Source organism: Affinundibacterium danionis (assembly GCF_042432465.1).
Lineage (GTDB): Bacteria > Pseudomonadota > Gammaproteobacteria > Burkholderiales > Burkholderiaceae_D > Undibacterium > Undibacterium danionis.
Genome location: NZ_JBHLXJ010000013.1, coordinates 251376 through 267320, shown reverse-complemented (window position 1 = coordinate 267320; position 15945 = coordinate 251376). Strand labels below are relative to the sequence as shown.

The 15945-nt window shown below is 45.3% G+C and carries 12 protein-coding genes; 7 read left to right on the top strand and 5 right to left on the bottom strand.

What is annotated here, in order from left to right; genetic code table 11:
• Positions 1-136: 136 nt before the first annotated feature.
• Both ACFFJH_RS12460 and ACFFJH_RS12455 read right to left on the bottom strand, forming a co-directional pair.
• Positions 137-1693, bottom strand: coding sequence for an amino acid permease (locus ACFFJH_RS12460; RefSeq protein WP_390213091.1), 1557 nt, complete (start codon positions 1691-1693; stop codon positions 137-139).
• Positions 1690-1824, bottom strand: a complete 135-nt coding sequence (locus ACFFJH_RS12455) for a hypothetical protein (RefSeq protein WP_390213088.1) — start codon at positions 1822-1824, stop codon at positions 1690-1692. The genes ACFFJH_RS12460 and ACFFJH_RS12455 overlap by 4 nt, the downstream gene beginning before the upstream one ends.
• A 522-nt stretch (positions 1825-2346) precedes the next feature.
• Here ACFFJH_RS12455 and ACFFJH_RS12450 point away from each other — a divergent pair.
• Together ACFFJH_RS12450 and ACFFJH_RS12445 are read left to right on the top strand one after the other, a co-directional pair.
• Positions 2347-3372, top strand: coding sequence for a TraB/GumN family protein (locus ACFFJH_RS12450; protein WP_390213086.1), 1026 nt, complete (start codon positions 2347-2349; stop codon positions 3370-3372).
• 3 nt (positions 3373-3375) lie between these two features.
• Positions 3376-3777, top strand: coding sequence for a hypothetical protein (locus ACFFJH_RS12445; protein WP_390213084.1), 402 nt, complete (start codon positions 3376-3378; stop codon positions 3775-3777).
• Between the two features lie 124 nt (positions 3778-3901).
• Here the strand turns inward: ACFFJH_RS12445 and ACFFJH_RS12440 are convergent, their stop codons facing one another.
• Positions 3902-5164 (bottom strand): head GIN domain-containing protein, encoded by a 1263-nt coding sequence (locus ACFFJH_RS12440; RefSeq protein ID WP_390213082.1) that lies wholly within the window; start codon positions 5162-5164, stop codon positions 3902-3904.
• 241 nt (positions 5165-5405) lie between these two features.
• On the opposite strand from ACFFJH_RS12440, the gene ACFFJH_RS12435 reads away from it, so the two are divergent.
• The 4 genes from ACFFJH_RS12435 to ACFFJH_RS12420 all read left to right on the top strand — a co-directional run bounded on the left by ACFFJH_RS12435 (position 5406) and on the right by ACFFJH_RS12420 (position 11629).
• The gene (locus ACFFJH_RS12435; RefSeq protein WP_390213080.1) at positions 5406-6242 is read left to right on the top strand and encodes a D-hexose-6-phosphate mutarotase; all 837 of its coding nucleotides are present in this window, start codon (positions 5406-5408) and stop codon (positions 6240-6242) included.
• 337 nt (positions 6243-6579) lie between these two features.
• Positions 6580-8706: a TonB-dependent receptor gene (locus ACFFJH_RS12430; protein WP_390213078.1), complete on the top strand. Its 2127-nt coding sequence runs from the start codon at positions 6580-6582 to the stop codon at positions 8704-8706.
• Between the two features lie 292 nt (positions 8707-8998).
• The gene (locus ACFFJH_RS12425) at positions 8999-10603 is read left to right on the top strand and encodes a M20/M25/M40 family metallo-hydrolase (RefSeq protein WP_390213076.1); all 1605 of its coding nucleotides are present in this window, start codon (positions 8999-9001) and stop codon (positions 10601-10603) included.
• Positions 10604-10861: 258 nt separating this feature from the next.
• The gene (locus ACFFJH_RS12420) at positions 10862-11629 is read left to right on the top strand and encodes a class II glutamine amidotransferase (protein WP_390213074.1); all 768 of its coding nucleotides are present in this window, start codon (positions 10862-10864) and stop codon (positions 11627-11629) included.
• A gap of 566 nt (positions 11630-12195) precedes the next feature.
• On the opposite strand, the gene ACFFJH_RS12415 is transcribed toward ACFFJH_RS12420, so the two are convergent.
• On the bottom strand, positions 12196-13356 hold the full coding sequence (locus ACFFJH_RS12415) for a hypothetical protein (RefSeq protein ID WP_390213072.1): 1161 nt from the start codon (positions 13354-13356) through the stop codon (positions 12196-12198).
• 620 nt (positions 13357-13976) lie between these two features.
• A complete protein-coding gene (locus ACFFJH_RS12410; RefSeq protein ID WP_390213070.1) occupies positions 13977-14816 on the bottom strand; it encodes an NmrA family NAD(P)-binding protein in 840 nt (279 codons plus the stop codon).
• 161 nt (positions 14817-14977) lie between these two features.
• On the opposite strand from ACFFJH_RS12410, the gene ACFFJH_RS12405 reads away from it, so the two are divergent.
• A complete protein-coding gene (locus tag ACFFJH_RS12405; protein ID WP_390213068.1) occupies positions 14978-15904 on the top strand; it encodes an AraC family transcriptional regulator in 927 nt (308 codons plus the stop codon).
• Positions 15905-15945 lie beyond the last annotated feature (41 nt).

Here is a 15945-nt window from a genome sequence, read left to right as displayed (position 1 = left end):
TGCTTGTAAGTTAGTTATAGCTCACGGCAAAAGCTAAGAGAGCTATAAAAACGGCTCAGGAAATAAAAAAAGCGGCGCAATTTTTACATTGCGCCGCTTTTACTTTAACTTCAATTTCAGATTACCTGTCTTTTACTTATTTCTTGCTAGCTTCTTGCGCAGCAATCGCTTTACCCACATGTGAATGGTTGCGGCTATACAGGAAGTAAATTACCAAACCAACGCTACCCCAGATTGGCAACACTAATTGTGCGACAGTCGGCAAACTGAAGAACAAGAACAAGCAACCACCAGCCGCTAAAGGTGCGACCAACCAAACCACCGGTGTCTTAAATGGACGGGCACGATTTGGATCTGTTTTACGCAAGATCAGAACGGCGATAGCGACCATAAAGAACGCAAACAAAGTACCGGAATTAGAAATATCGGCTAACTGTCCGACTGGGAAGAACGCTGCTGCAACTGCAACGAAAATACCTGTCACGATAGTCATCAACCAAGGTGTTTTCCATTTTGGATGAATGTCAGCCAATTTTTCTGGCAAGAGACCGTCACGCGCCATCACGAAGAAAATACGTGTTTGACCAAAGATCATCATCAAAATAACGCTAGGCAAAGCGATACTTGCTGCCAAACCGACTAATTTAGATACTTGATCGTAGTGCAATTTGCTCAATACTTCAGCTAAAGCCTCGTGAGAACAAACGATAGGGGAGCTACCTGCAGATGCTAATTCTTTGCAACGTGTCACAAATTCAGCAGAGTCTGGTGACAATACGGCGCCAGTGATAGAAGTAATCGGTTGTGCGCCAACAGAGCCAACAACACCAGCCGCAACCAACATGTAGAAAATAGTACAGATACCTAAAGAACCGATCAAACCGATAGGAACATTACGTTGTGGATTTTTTGTTTCTTCCGCCGCAGTAGAGACGGCATCAAAACCAACATAAGCAAAGAAAATAGAAGCTGCAGCACCAACCACGCCGACGCCACTGCCTTGAGTACCGAGCCAACCATTTGGCAACATTGGCGTAAAGTTGTCGCCACTGACCATAGGCAAGGTGATAACGATAAACGCAGACAAAGCGGTTACTTTTACCGCAACCAAAATTGAATTCACTTTTGCACTCTCGCTGGTACCTTTAACCAACAACAAAGTAATTACCAGTGCAACGATAATCGCAGGAACATTGACGATACCGTGACTGAAATCAACTACAGGCATAAAACCATCCATAGTCCAAGCTGGTCCATGTGATAGCACTTCAGGAAGCACAAAACCAGTTGCCTTTTGGATCAAGCCCATCACGTAGCCTGACCATCCAACACAGACAGCAGCGGCGGCAACGGCATATTCGAGCACGAGCGCCCAACCGACAGTCCACGCCATCAATTCACCCATTACAGCGTAGGTATAGGTGTAAGCGGAACCCGAAACCGGCGCCATAGAAACTAATTCGGAATAACACAGTGCAGCTACCGCGCAGACAAAGCCCGCGATAATGAAAGAGTACATCATGCCAGGACCGGCTTTTTGCGCTGCGGCTGCGGTCAGAACAAAAATACCGGTACCAATAATGGCACCAATACCAAGCATAGTCAGTTGAAATGCACCTAAAGTGCGATGCAGAGATTTTTTTTCTGCCGTTGCTAAAATAGCGTCTAGTGATTTAACGCGCCAATTAATCATAATTCCCCCTTGCGGATAGACTCAAAGCCACTCATGTGTAAATTGATACTTCCTTTTTTCTGGACTTCGACAGCCATATTTCCCGCTAGAGTCAATTCTTGACTTAGCCATTTCACGCGTTCAAAAGACATAATGTTTCCTTAAGGCAAATACGATAATTGAATTTCTTATTCCTACTCTAGCTAAACAAAAAGCAATCGAGAAGGATCTATTTTTGTAAACCTGCGTAACATAGCGATTTATAGCTAAACAGTAAAGAGGTAAAGCGCGAAAACCCACGTATTGCGCAGCTTTCAAACAAAATTTCTACACTGCATAGCAACAATCCAACAACTTATGGTAGCACTCCATATTTGTCATTCAACCGAGAATGATTAAATAGTGAAATAGTGCGTCATCAGCAGATAGCGCGGGCTTTCGATTGATCTGCGCTGGATTAGTTCCATTAAATTTGGGAAGTGTTTTCGGGGAGAAACTTTTACCAGCTTTAAGTTCGTTTAGCCGCAGAGAAGCCCAAACTTTGCGCTGGTCGGACTATGCTTTTTGGGTCCCAAAAAACTAGTGTATATTGGGATGTTACTTTCTGACACCGAAGCGGATAGTAAATAAAACATCCTCACCCATTTCCTCTTACCGAGACTTTTCAATTCATTATGAAAACCAAAGCGAAACACTTTATTGGCAACAATACTGGCAAACTTTTGCGCTATTTGGCATTGGGACTCATGTGCGCAGGCTTATCAACGGGTGCTTTAGCTCAGACTAAAGCACAAACCAAAGAACAAACAAAGGCAAGCAAACTCGCAAATAACAAAGCGTCAACAGCAGGTAAGGTAAAAGGCTTGTTATTCGAAATTCGGCCGATCAAGCAAGATGAAATGGCGCAGGATAAGGACAACAAAATGAGCGCGCCAGTTGGCTACTTGTTTGGCACAATTCAGATTGCCAAAAAAGATTTTTATCCTTTATCTACCCCAGTACAAAAAGCCTATACCCAAGCTGACACGGTAGTAGTAGAAATAGACAGCAGTAGCGATACTGCGGCACAAACGCTTGCCAATAAACTCAGCTACAGCGCACCGGACACGTTAGAAAAGCACATCAGCCCAGTAGTTTGGGGAACCTTAAAAGCGATGGCAGGCAAATCTATCGATCAATTTCAAACTTATACACCAGCCTTGGTGGCAATGGGATTGAAGGCTGAAGTGACGATGCAATTAGGCTATGATCCGGAACAAAGTCTGGATCTGCATTTTATTAATGCGGCAAGAGCCGACAACAAAGCGCTGGTTGAATTAGACAGCATAGAATTTCAAGCCGATGTATTGGCCAGCTTGAACGATGATGAGGGAAATGCCTTGCTCGCCAACACGCTAGACAGCTTCCGCAAAGGCGAACTTAAAAGCCGTTTGCAAGCAGTGCGGCAAGCATGGCTCCGCGCCGATGCCGATGTACTTGGCAAGCTACTATTAGAAACGAGCCAGCAAGATGCAGGCTCTCAAAAAATCACGCATATGCTGGTGGATGACAAGAATGAACGTATCGCGACCCAAATGCAGGACATGATGCGACAAGGAAAAAAAGCGTTCTTCGTTGTTGATGCTGGTCACATGACAGGTGAGCGCAGTATCATTGCACAATTAAAACAGCAAGGCTTACAAGTAAAGCAAATACGATAGTTCATGAACCCATCTTCAGAGCAACACCATAGCCAGACCGAGCATCCATGGATCATTTTAGAAACACCGGCTGAAATTGAAGGCTGGATGGAGCTAAACAATCAAGAGTTACAGAAATTAATCGGCAACCAACCCAGTGAAGGGCAAGGCATTTGCCTACGCCTGACACATGGTGGCGAGCTTTATCTGCATACCAACTCGGATGGCGATATCCTATTAGACTTAAGCGAAGAAGGCACATGGGTCGCACCGGTCATCACCGCCTGCACTCAAGTACCAGCGCCACGTGGACAAATTTGGCTGTTACCGCAACATGTCTTAATTGGCTTATTGATGGGATTGAATCCTTTGATTGCCAGTAGCCGTCTGGTCGTCAAACATGCTTATCGGATACAGAAGTTCTAGGCAATTTCTGAATGAAGGACTAGATGAATAAAAAAGCGCCAGAGGCACATTGTCTCTGGCGCTTTTGCTTCTTAATTCAGCTTTTACTTCACTACTACGACATTCTTACTCAACTCGGCTGTACTTAGTTCACCACACCATTACGGTCAATGGTGACAACGCGTGATCCATTTTTTATAGAACTTTGTTCAGCGGACGCCGCGCCTGCCGCTTTAACATTCACTATCGCTTCGCCTGGACCATTCACTTTAACTGAGGCCAATTCCAGCAATAATTCTTTCGCATGCAGATCGCCGGAGCCATTTAAATTGGCGGTCAATTTTTTACCGCTGCCGCGCAGAGTCACGCTACCAGGACCATCTGAATTGATATCCACAGTACCTGCCATCGCTAAGTCGGCTTCGATGTCGCCAGAGCCGGAAGTATCAATCGTCACGTTGCCAGTCAATAATTTGAATTGCAAATCGCCTGGGCCGGAATTGCGAATTTCTGCATCGCCAATTTTTAAGCGAGAAGCATCCACGCTGCCTGAACCACTTAAGCGCAATTTTAAAGATTTGGTTTCACCTGCCAAATTCGCTTCGCCCGGACCGGACATGGTGATCGTGGTTTTTTCTGCTTGAATTTGATCGACCGACAAATCACCTGAACCTGACATATCCGCTTCGATGTTTTTAGTCGTGCCGCGTAAGCTGATGCCGCCTGGGCCAGAGATGCTCAGCAGGGTTTGTTCGCTTTGCAATTTGGCGACATTCAAATCACCACTGCCACTCAACTTTGCGTTCAAACTTTGAGTGACTTCACCCAACTCGGCGTCACCTGGACCGCTCATATCGACTTCAACTTTCTTAGCACTCAATTGGCGCAAATTAACATCACCGCTGCCGCTGGCATTAAAACGTAATTCATTGGTGGTACCAGATGCTTCAATATCACCGGGACCATCGCTGGTGATTTCTAATTTTTCATTATGCAATTGACGCAAATGCATATCGCCGCTGCCGCTGTTCATGGCTTTTACCAAACTAGCGGTGCTAACTTTGACAGTAGTTGGGGAATTTCTCCAAGAGAAATGGAAACTACCACGACGTTTGGTACGAATCACTAAGGTATTGCCTTCGACCACGGCTTCAACTTCTTTGACAAAATTATCGTCACCTTCTACCACCACACTGTTTTTACCATCCACCACCAGCTCGACATTAAATGGAGAGTTATTCGTGATGGAATCAAAACTACCAGTATTGACGGTTTCGGTAATCACTCGGCCACTACCTTTAATACTGTCGTCATTGATGCTGATCTCGCAGCCACTTAGTGCACCTAATGTTCCCAATGCGCCGAATGCGACTAATACCGCTGATGCGCTCGCTAATTTTTTAAACATATCCGCCCCCGAAAAATGAAGAATTGATTGAAATTTCCATACCTGCAGTCTACGGCAAGCATTTTTCGCTTGCCTGCGAAGAGCGACAGAATGCAAAATTCACCGCCTCAAAGGTCAAATTTTGGGTGGAGAAACGATAAAATGCTAGCCTCTTTCATCATTTCTCGAATCATTTTTCTTATTATTTCACTTATCATCTCCCGTTTCATTCATCGCTATTTCAGCAGAAAGTCGTGCTTCCATGGATAAGGTTTCAAAGGTTTTGCTGCAAGCCAGAGATGGCGCCCGCGCCGAGTTACACACGCACGGGGCGCATTTATGCTCGTGGATACCTGTCAGTGGCAGTGAACAATTATTTCTCAGCAAAAGCTCCGAGTTTGGCCCGGGTAAAGCGATCCGCGGTGGCGTACCTATCGTGTTTCCGCAGTTCTCTAATCACGGTCCTTTGCCCAAACATGGTTTTGCCCGCAATGCCGAATGGCGTCTGGTCAGCTCTGGGGTATTAGAACAAGGTGCGGCACAAGCGGTCTTTGAATTACAAGAAAATATCGCTCGCTTACTGGTTTGGCCGCATGTTTTCCGTGCCGAATTAGTCGTCACCATCGCCGAGGAAACTCTGCAATTGGATTTTTCCGTGGTGAATAATGGTGATACCGCATTTAGCTTTACCACGGCTTTACATACCTATTTTAAGGTAGATGACATCACGCAAACCCTGATTCACGGGCTAGGTGGCTTGGATTATCGCGATACGGTGGGCGGTTCAAGAGATTGTCAGCAAGAAGAACCCTTTTTAGAAATCACGGCAGAAACCGACAGAATCTATAGCGATATCACGTCCGACATCGTGATCATACAGCCACATCAACAAGTACAAATACGTCAATCTGGCTTTAATGATGCCGTGGTGTGGAATCCGGGCGCAGAAAAAAATGCCCAAATAAGCGATCTAGAACCCAATGGCTACCAACGCATGATCTGCGTCGAAGCCGCAACGATACTCCATCCCATTAGCTTGGCACCAGGTCAACTCTGGTCAGGTACGCAGATGATGACTGTACATCCAAAATCGGCATAAATTTCTTCTCAAAATTCGGTCGCGCGAAGGCTAGAATTGGATCGCTAGATAACCATTCCTACTTTCGCAGCGAAAGTTAATCCTCATTGGCGCTCATAAATGCCCATAAGTGCTCATAAGCGCTAAGCAAATCCACTCGCCGTCATGGCGGACTCGTTCCGCCATCCACTTTCAGAAATTTTCCCCAAAGCCTTGATTCACAACAAGCCCAGCGTATTCTCATATTAAAAATGAGAATAATTCGCATTTATAATTTCGTTTAATTACTTCAATTACTTCATTCACTCTTATTGGCCTTCAGGGAGGCCGAACATTTTTATCATCCAACGAGAATTTTATGCAAAGCCTTACTCAACTTCCTAGTCGTTTTGCCTTGGCCACATTGCCTGCTTTATTACTATGCGCAAGCTTACCTGTCGCCGCACAGAACACCAACACAACTCAGGCATCAAAACTACCCGAAGTCCAAGTCGTCGGTGCAACCGAGCAAACCTACGCCACCAAGATCAGCAGCACTGCGACCAAGACCGACACGCTACTGCGCGATACGCCGCAAGCCATCACTGTGCTTACTAAGGAATTAATGAAAGATCAGGCTATGCAAAGCATGGCGGATGCAATTCGTTATGTGCCGGGCGTTGTTACTGCGCAAGGAGAAGGTAATCGCGATACCGCGGTATTTCGCGGTAATAGCTCAACTGGTGATTTTTTCGTCGATGGCATGCGTGACGATGTGCAGTACTACCGCGATTTCTACAATATCGAAAGCGTCGAGGCCTTAAAAGGTTCAAATGCCATGATCTTTGGTCGTGGCGGTTCGGGCGGCATTATCAACCGCGTCACGAAACAAGCACAATGGCTACCCGTACGTGAAGCCTCGATTACCTTAGGCTCTTGGAGTAATCGCCGTGCCACCTTCGACCTCGGTCAAGCGCTTGATCAAAACATGGCTTTCCGCGTCACCGGCATGATGGAAAATTCAGACAGCTACCGCTCCGGCGTCAATCTCAAACGCAGTGGCATCAACCCGACATTCGCGATCCGCGCCGGTCAAAACACTAACATCGTACTCGGCTATGAGCATTTCAAAGATGATAGAACGGCCGATCGTGGCGTACCATCCTATCAAGCTAAGGCCTTGAATGTGGATAGTAGCGTGTTCTTCGGCAACGCAGCCTTAAGCCCGACATGGTCGCGCGTCGATGCCTTCACAGCCTTGATCGATCACGATTTAGGTAATGGCTACACACTACGCAACCGCACTCGCTATGCCGATTATGATAAGTTCTACCAAAACATTTTCTCCGGTGCGGTCAACAACACGGCGACCAGCGTCGCCTTGAGCGCCTACAGCAATGCGACACAACGTCAAAATTTCTTCAATCAAACCGACCTGACGTTCGACATCCAAAGTGGCAATATTAAGCATAAGATTCTGGCGGGTTTGGAATTGGGTCAACAAACTACGGATAACCTGCGCAACACGGGTTACTTCCCGACCGTTGGTGCAAATGCCACTAGCATTACCGTACCACTGAACCATCCTTTCACTGACAATGTGGTATTCCGCCCCTCCGCGACAGATGCCAACAACCACGGTGTCGCCAAAACCGTAGGCATTTATGTACAAGACCAAATCGAATTCTCAGCGCAATGGCAAGCGATACTCGGTGTGCGTCGCGATAGCTTTGGCATCGACTTTAGTAATAATCGTACTGGCGAAAAAATTGAAAACACCGATACCCCCATTTCACCGCGCGCTGGTTTAATCTACAAACCGATGACAGAAATGTCACTGTACGCCAGCTATAGCCTAGCTTTTGCGCCACGTGCAGGCGATCAATTATCCTCACTGACGGCTAGCAACAAGGCCTTTGATCCAGAAAAATTCAAGAACTTTGAACTCGGCGCAAAGTGGGATGTATTGCGCGATTTAAGCTTGAGCGCTGCGGTCTATCAATTAGATCGTAGTAATGTCGCGATCGCCGATCCTACCGATTCCACCAAAACCATCCTAGTCGATGGGCAACGTACTAAAGGTTTAGAACTCGCCGTCAGCGGCAAAATCAATGCGGCTTGGAGCGTCATGGGCGGCTACGCTTACCAAGACGCGAAGATCACCCGCACGCAATCTGCCACCGTCAAAGCGGGCGCTACTTTAGCGCAAGTACCAAGTCATAGCGCCTCTTTATGGAATCGCTACGACTTGAACAGTCAATGGGGGCTGGCTGCCGGTGTCGTGTATCGCGGCGCCATTTATCCATCGACCGACAATACCGTGGAATTACCCGGCTTCACTCGCGTCGATACCGCGCTGTACTTTGCTTGGGATAAACACATTCAGTTGCAATTGAACGTAGAAAATCTCGCCGATAAAAAATACTATGCGTCCGCCAATAGTAATAACAACATCACGCCGGGTTCGCCACGTGCGGTACGCTTAGGCATTCATTTTAAGTATTAATCTTCCATACTAAGGCGTGTTGACCTAAATGCCCGTATCCATTGAACATGGTGAACGGGAAGCCCCAGCCTCATCGAGACTGGGGCTTTTTTTTACCTACATTCACAATGTAGCTCAAATGATTCAATTTTCCGCACTGCAGCAAAACTGTATATAGTTTGATACAAAAATCCGGGAACCAATTTCTCCCTTCTTCATCCAAACCGGTTCAATGAGTCGTACTGGTTTCGGGTCATTTGAATAATTTCAGCAATACTTCAGCATTACTAATCACTATAAAAGGAATAATAAGATGCGTTTGATGAGTCTCTTGGTCTGCTCGCTAATAGCAAGCGCCACGCTGCCGGCCATCGCTGCCGACGAAAAAGTCGATTTGGCTTTAGTTAATAAAATCCGCGACGAAGGAACTAACCGTTCCAAAATCATGGAAACCCTCAGTGTCTTGACCGACGAAATCGGCCCACGTTTAACAGGCGCGCCAGGCTTAAGAAAAGCGGGTGATTGGACCAAGTCACAATTAGCAAGCTGGGGTTTGCAAAACGCACAAACTGTCAGCATTGCGCCATTTGGCCGCAGCTGGGAATTAGAAAAATCCTCTATGCGCATGGTAGCGCCATCCACTTTAGAATTGGTCGCCATTCCTAAAGCATGGACACCAGGCACCGACGGCGTCAAACGCGGCAAAGTGGTTTACGCTAAATTAGAAACCGAAGAAGATTTGGCAAAATGGAAAGGCAAACTAAAAGGCGTAATTCTTTTGCGTGATCCAGCAGCGGCCACCAAATTGCACACAACACCAGATGCCAAACGTTATACCGACGACGAATTGCATGAATTAGAAAACATGGAATTAGGCGCGGCCACAGGTCGTCCGCCTATGGACATGGCGGATATCGCGAAACGTTTAGCCTTCGCAAAAAAAATCAATCCTTATTTGACTGAAGAAGGCGTCATCGCCACTGTCAACGCATCACGCGGTGAAGACGGCACCATCTTCGTACAAGGTGGTGGCTCTTACAAAGCAGGCGAGCCAACTGGCCCAGCAGCTTTGGTCATGACAGCAGAACACTACAACCGTGTGTTCCGTTTGATCGAAAAGAAAAAAGACGTAGAAGTTGAAGTCGAAGTCGCAGTCAAATTCGGCGACGAAGATCCAGCTAATTCCCTCAACGTCTTCGCTGAAATCCCAGGTACAGACAAAAAAGATGAAATCGTCATGCTCGGTGGCCATTTAGATTCATGGCACGCAGGCACAGGTGCAACCGACAATGCAGCAGGTGTTGCGGTCGCAATGGAAGCCGTGCGTATGTTAAAAGCCATAGGCTTCAAACCACGCCGCACCATTCGCATCGCCTTGTGGGGCGGTGAAGAGCAAGGTCTGTTAGGCTCACGTGATTTCATCAGCAAAAACGTGGCAGCACGTCCTGAATCGACCGATCCTAAAGAAAAAGATCTGCCTAGCTTCATGCGTCGTCCAACTGGCCCATTAGCCTTGAAACCATTGCACGGCAAAATCTCTGCTTACTTCAACTTGGACAATGGTGGCGGCAAAATCCGTGGTATCTACGCAGAAAATAATGCCGCAGCTAAAGCTATTTTTGATGCATGGTTAGCTCCATTCCATGACCTCGGCGCCAAAACATCCACGATGAAAAAAACCGGCAGCACCGACCACGTAAGTTTTGACGCAGTCGGCGTACCTGGCTTCCAATTCATCCAAGAACCTATGGATTACTTCACTCGCACCCATCACACCAACATCGATGTGTTCGACAAAATCCAAAAAGGCGACATGATGCAAGCCGCCATGATCATGGCAAGCTTCGTAGCGCACACAGCTAATCGTGACGAAATGTTCCCACGTAAGCCTATGGCACCAGAACCAGCGGCACGTTGATTCTAATGTGGTAATTTTTTGAAACTCCCTTCTCCCGCCTACGGGAGATGGAACATTAAAAAACTTTACGTCGAGCCAGCATGCCATATGCTGGCTTTTTTCATTCTAAGCACCGACTTACACGAAAAACGCATAAGCAAATCGCGACTGAGTATTTAAAGTTTCGAATTTTCAATGTTAAGGTAAGCGCCTATCTGGATTCATCATGATTCCAAGGTTAAATAAGCGCCCTTCATTTTGCTTTTAATAAATATCGTCATGTGCCAACTACTAGGAATGAATTGCAATACCCCAACTGACATCGTGTTCAGCTTCACTGGCTTTGCCACGCGTGGCGGGCGCACCGATGAACACAAAGACGGCTGGGGTATCGCATTTTTTGAAGGTAAGGGCGTGCGGCATTTTGTCGATCATCAAGCAGCGATTGATTCACCGATTGCTGAATTAATTAAACGTGTTCCGATTAAATCCACCAACGTCATCGCGCACATACGCAAAGCCACCCAAGGCGTGATCGCACAAGAAAACTGTCACCCTTTTATCCGCGAAGCTTGGGGTTACAACTGGGTCTTTGCTCACAATGGCGATTTGAAAAATTTTGCACCCGAACTCGATGGCAGCTATCTACCCATAGGCAGCACCGACAGCGAGCTGGCGTTTTGCTACCTGATGCAAAGCCTGCGTCAACATTTCGGCCGCACGCTACCAGACAACGCCGCACTACAACAATTCTTGACAAAAATTTGCGCCGAAATCGCCAGCCACGGCACCTTCAACATGCTGCTATCCAACGGCAGCGCCCTGTTCGCACATTGCTCGACCAAACTGCATTACATAGAACGACAACACCCATTCAATACAGCTGCGCTGTCAGATGAAGAGGTGTCAGTCGATTTCTCGGCAGTCACCACACCACAAGACCGAGTCGCCGTGATTGTCACCGAGCCTTTAACTACCAATGAACAATGGACTGCGTTACAGGCGGGCGAGTTGAAAGTGTTTGTGGATGGTCGGGCGCTGGTTTAGATTCTGCGATCCAGATGGTTTCATCTTAACTGGTACCGGAATTCACCAGAGCATATTTCTTTTGTCGGTTATGATCGATTTTTAACACTTGTAAGCATAAGGCGCAATGTCGCCTTACTCTCTCAATGCTGAAGAAGTGTGCCGAAGCGGCAGCGACTTACTAACACTAGTGAGGAGACGAAGTCCATGGGAAATGGAGTTTGCTGCAAACGATTGCTCCAAGATAAATCTCTAGGCTAAGAAATATTTTATATTTGAACTCGCCTGCACTCAACATTAGGCTATCGTTTACCAGTTCAATATCTGGAAGACTGAACGAAGAAACAAAATCAGAAGAATCTGGCTACATGACATTTACTTGATGGTGAACGAATTACCAAAGGAAAATCAAGCTCTGACCAAAGAGCTACTAACTCGAAATAGATGTACTACGAGAGTTCATGGGGTAACTCACTAGGATCAACCACCGGATGTGGAAACCGTATATCTGATGGTGGGTCGAACTAACGGGCACAATTCCGTTAATTCGACCCGATACTTAGCCAATTATCTTTATATTAAAAATATTATCGATAATTGCTAACTTTTGTCCAGCTATTAGTATTGTTAACCTTCTGGTTACCAATATTACTACCGAATATAGCGCGTTTAGCATCAGGTATGTATGTGTTATCAAATGTGGTTGAACAAGTTAAGTTTTTTGTGGGTCCACAAGTGAATTCCCCTAACGCGCTGTAACGTAGCTCTCGCACATAGCCACTTCCATTTCCACGGCGGTAAGACATAATATCCCCATATTCTTGGCTACAAGGCGTTCCATAATCTCCCGCCGTACAGGAATAAGTTCCCACACCATAAGAAGGGAAGTGATTACGATCTTGGTAACCACCGACTTTAATTGTTTGTGGATCATGAGCTAATCCTAGAATATGTCCCATTTCGTGAGCCAATATAGGTTCGCTTATATCAACGTCGAGTAAATAGGAGATCGCAACAAATGCTGAATTTTCGTCGAATTCTAAATCACTGTCGCCACCAGTTGCGTTGTTATCCATCATCGATACAACCACGTCAGCTTTTAACATATTGCGATAATAAAGTATATTATTGACAGACTTAAGCTTCATTCTCCTAGCACTTGCTGAACCTACAAAAATTGGATCTGTACGCGGTGCAACAACTACACCTACAACATGATAATTGTAAAGGGTAGAGTTAGTTGTATTTATAAGCGCTTGCCTTGCCGCATTCAACTCACCAACAACATTGTTAGTTGGTGATGAAGCAAACCAAGTCCCTTGCAATCCCAGACTTGCGCAATAGTCGTTACCATAAATAGTATAAGTTTTAATGTTGCCTGGTAAATTTGTGCATCCAAGAGTTGGGCGCGATTGAGCATCAGTGTGTGGGACTACGATTAATAAATCGATTTCTTTAATAGCATTTGGCGGTGTTCCCGGAGGGTCGTTGCCATCATCAATTGGCCTTGCAAGAAGTGTATTCTGATTTGATGAGTTAGCTGCGGCAATTTTTTGTGCCGCAAGAGGCGTAATACTTCTGCTTATGCTTGTAATGTTTGGATTCGCAGAGCTAAATGTAATTTTATTTTGAGAAGTTACATTTTTTGTTAATAGAGATCTAGGAGAAGATTCAGGAGTGTTACTTTTCGCATTAAGTGAAACTGTCGAAATCAGTAAAGCAATTGAAATAAAGAATTTTTGATTCATTATTTGAGTCCTTAAAGTAATAGTAGGCTTCCAAAAAATAATATAAATATATTTTAATATTCCTTTCAGTTTTAAATATACAAGTTTAATTATATATTTATTTTTCAGCCTAAAATAACAATAACTGTAGTTAAATAAAATCAATCTCTTGCTTTACTACTTTATTTGAAAAAGTAGATCTCTTAACTAAGGCCCATGCAAATTGCTTCAACTGTGATGCAAGTCATTCTTTTTCAAACTTCATTGGGCTAGTAAAACCCAATGCTGAATGCGATCATTTGGTGTTGTAACAATTAATCTAACCGATGACTTCTCCTTTTGCTTCTCTTTGGCAGCATACCCCGTGACGATCCGTAGCGCCCTCAATCCGGTTAATAAATTCTATCGAAAAATGGAAGAGGGAATGGAATAGTTAAAAAACACCAACGCACTTCGCGAGATAGCTTGCGTTATAAATCGTTACCGCGTTATTTTGAAATCTATATGTAACCATGTAAGGTGATTCATATTTCAACAAAATTATCCCGGACAGCAATGCGAATAAGCAAAAAAGCCACAGCCACTTCCGTATTAACACAAGACCTGTTCCGACGAAAATGACCGAGCACAATATACAAAAATCAGCCTACCCAAGCACTCTTATAATCTTCCGCATACTTCCTCAAACCTGTCGCAGAGCGCCCCGTAATGATCTGAACATTTTGATTAAGCTGTGCGTTATATCCTGCGTGTAGATAGCCCAAAATTACATTCAGAAAATCGGCATAAGCGACGCTTAAACCTGCGGAGGTCAGATTGGTTTTCAATTCTTCTGGCGTAATGTCTTGATAGCTTATGGATTTTCCCGTCACTTCACTTAAGACTTGCGCCACTTCCTCGTGCGTCACGGACTCTGGTCCGGTCAGGTCAAAAGCCTGATTTTTGAAATCATCGTTCGCTAACAAAGCAGCAGCTACCGCAGCGATATCTCTGGCATCGATAAAACTCGTCTTGGCATTACCTGCTGGCACCAAGATTTTTCCTGCACTGAGAATTCCCGCAATCCAGTAACTGTTGAAGTTTTGATAGAACCAGTTAGGTCGGATGATATTGTAGGTAAGCCCTGAGTTTTCTAGAGCGATTTCGGCTTTTCGCAAAGGCAGGTCTTCACTGGCATTGGCACCGTAAGCGCTCATCAACACGACTTTTTTAATCTGCTGCTGTTTTGCCTGTTCGATCAGGGGCAAAAGAATTTCGTCTTGGTTGGTATAACCCGCAGGCGACAAGAAAAACGCCTGATCGACACCTTCAAATGCCGCTTTCAAACCCTCGCCAGTCAACAGATTAAGATGAACCTCATTTATGCGTGAGGTAATTTTGCTGGTGGTGGTACGCACCACATCACCTCTGGCTTTGAGTAAAGCAACCAATTCTGAACCGACTGTACCCGATGAACCTACGACAAGCACTGTATTTGACATAAAAAACTTCCTTTTCTGCGATTTCAATTGAATTAAGCTAAACTCCTCAAAATTAAGGATTACGCTCATTTTATGGATTTATTTAAGATATAAAATGCTTAAAAATACTAATTTCATGTCAATTCGTATTTTTATTGATTTTTTAAATTTGAGAGAAGGACTTGGATATCCTGTCAGACATCTTGCAATCCGCCGATATACAAAAGACTTTATTGATCCAGCGGTCGTTTTACGAACCCTGGGCGATGGCATTTCCTTGTGACCGCAGCATGGGTTTTCACGTGATTACGCAAGGTGAGGCTTGGCTACGCTCGCCACGACTCAAGCAGCCCATCGCGCTAAAAAAAGGTGATCTGATTTTACTGACACGCGGATTCAATCACGAACTGGCAACCGATTTAGACGTTGCTGTTAAAAGTACCGCACAAGTCGACGACATCACGCTAAACCAAGAAGGTCTAAAACCACTGGTAACGCTTGCCAGCGGTGTCTATTTCATTGCCAATCAATTGACCCATCCCTTATTTGACGAGCTGCCCGAGACCATACTTTTAAAATCGGAAGAAATCGCTGCGCACAGCCCACTCCAAGCGGCACTGTTACTCCTGTCTTTGGAATTAACTCAAGGCGATCTCGGCTCAGAAGCCATCACGCGCAACCTGCTGGATATCCTGTTTCACTACATCTTGAGAAACTGGATACATTCGATCAACGATAAAAACTGCCGCTGGAATATGGCGTTCAGGGATAGCCATCTAATGCGTGCCCTCAAGGTGATCCACGAAACCCCGCATAAAAACTGGCCAGTGGAACAGTTAGCCAGTGTCAGTGGACTATCGCGTGCCGTGTTTTCGCAAAAATTCAAACAACTGACAGGTGATACACCAGCCCATTATCTAACCAGCATACGCATACAAAAAGCGGCGAAAGTGCTGCGTCAAGGACGACATAATATTGAACAGGTTGCAGAGCTGATGGGTTACCCTGATGCTTTTGTCTTTTCAAAAGTTTTCAAACGCTTGCTGGGACAATCGCCACGCGATTACAAGAATAGTTATCGTGAAGGAGTTTATTCGATGGACGGCTGATTTATTGAAGCGTTTTTTTCACGAATGAAATTTGTTTTTTG

Coding starts and splice junctions, on each gene's coding strand:
- ACFFJH_RS12460 (WP_390213091.1), bottom strand. CDS start 1,693: ATGATTAATTGGCGCGTTAAATCACTAGACGCTATTTTAGCAACGGCA.
- ACFFJH_RS12455 (WP_390213088.1), bottom strand. CDS start 1,824: ATGTCTTTTGAACGCGTGAAATGGCTAAGTCAAGAATTGACTCTAGCG.
- ACFFJH_RS12450 (WP_390213086.1), top strand. CDS start 2,347: ATGAAAACCAAAGCGAAACACTTTATTGGCAACAATACTGGCAAACTT.
- ACFFJH_RS12445 (WP_390213084.1), top strand. CDS start 3,376: ATGAACCCATCTTCAGAGCAACACCATAGCCAGACCGAGCATCCATGG.
- ACFFJH_RS12440 (WP_390213082.1), bottom strand. CDS start 5,164: ATGTTTAAAAAATTAGCGAGCGCATCAGCGGTATTAGTCGCATTCGGC.
- ACFFJH_RS12435 (WP_390213080.1), top strand. CDS start 5,406: ATGGATAAGGTTTCAAAGGTTTTGCTGCAAGCCAGAGATGGCGCCCGC.
- ACFFJH_RS12430 (WP_390213078.1), top strand. CDS start 6,580: ATGCAAAGCCTTACTCAACTTCCTAGTCGTTTTGCCTTGGCCACATTG.
- ACFFJH_RS12425 (WP_390213076.1), top strand. CDS start 8,999: ATGCGTTTGATGAGTCTCTTGGTCTGCTCGCTAATAGCAAGCGCCACG.
- ACFFJH_RS12420 (WP_390213074.1), top strand. CDS start 10,862: ATGTGCCAACTACTAGGAATGAATTGCAATACCCCAACTGACATCGTG.
- ACFFJH_RS12415 (WP_390213072.1), bottom strand. CDS start 13,356: ATGAATCAAAAATTCTTTATTTCAATTGCTTTACTGATTTCGACAGTT.
- ACFFJH_RS12410 (WP_390213070.1), bottom strand. CDS start 14,816: ATGTCAAATACAGTGCTTGTCGTAGGTTCATCGGGTACAGTCGGTTCA.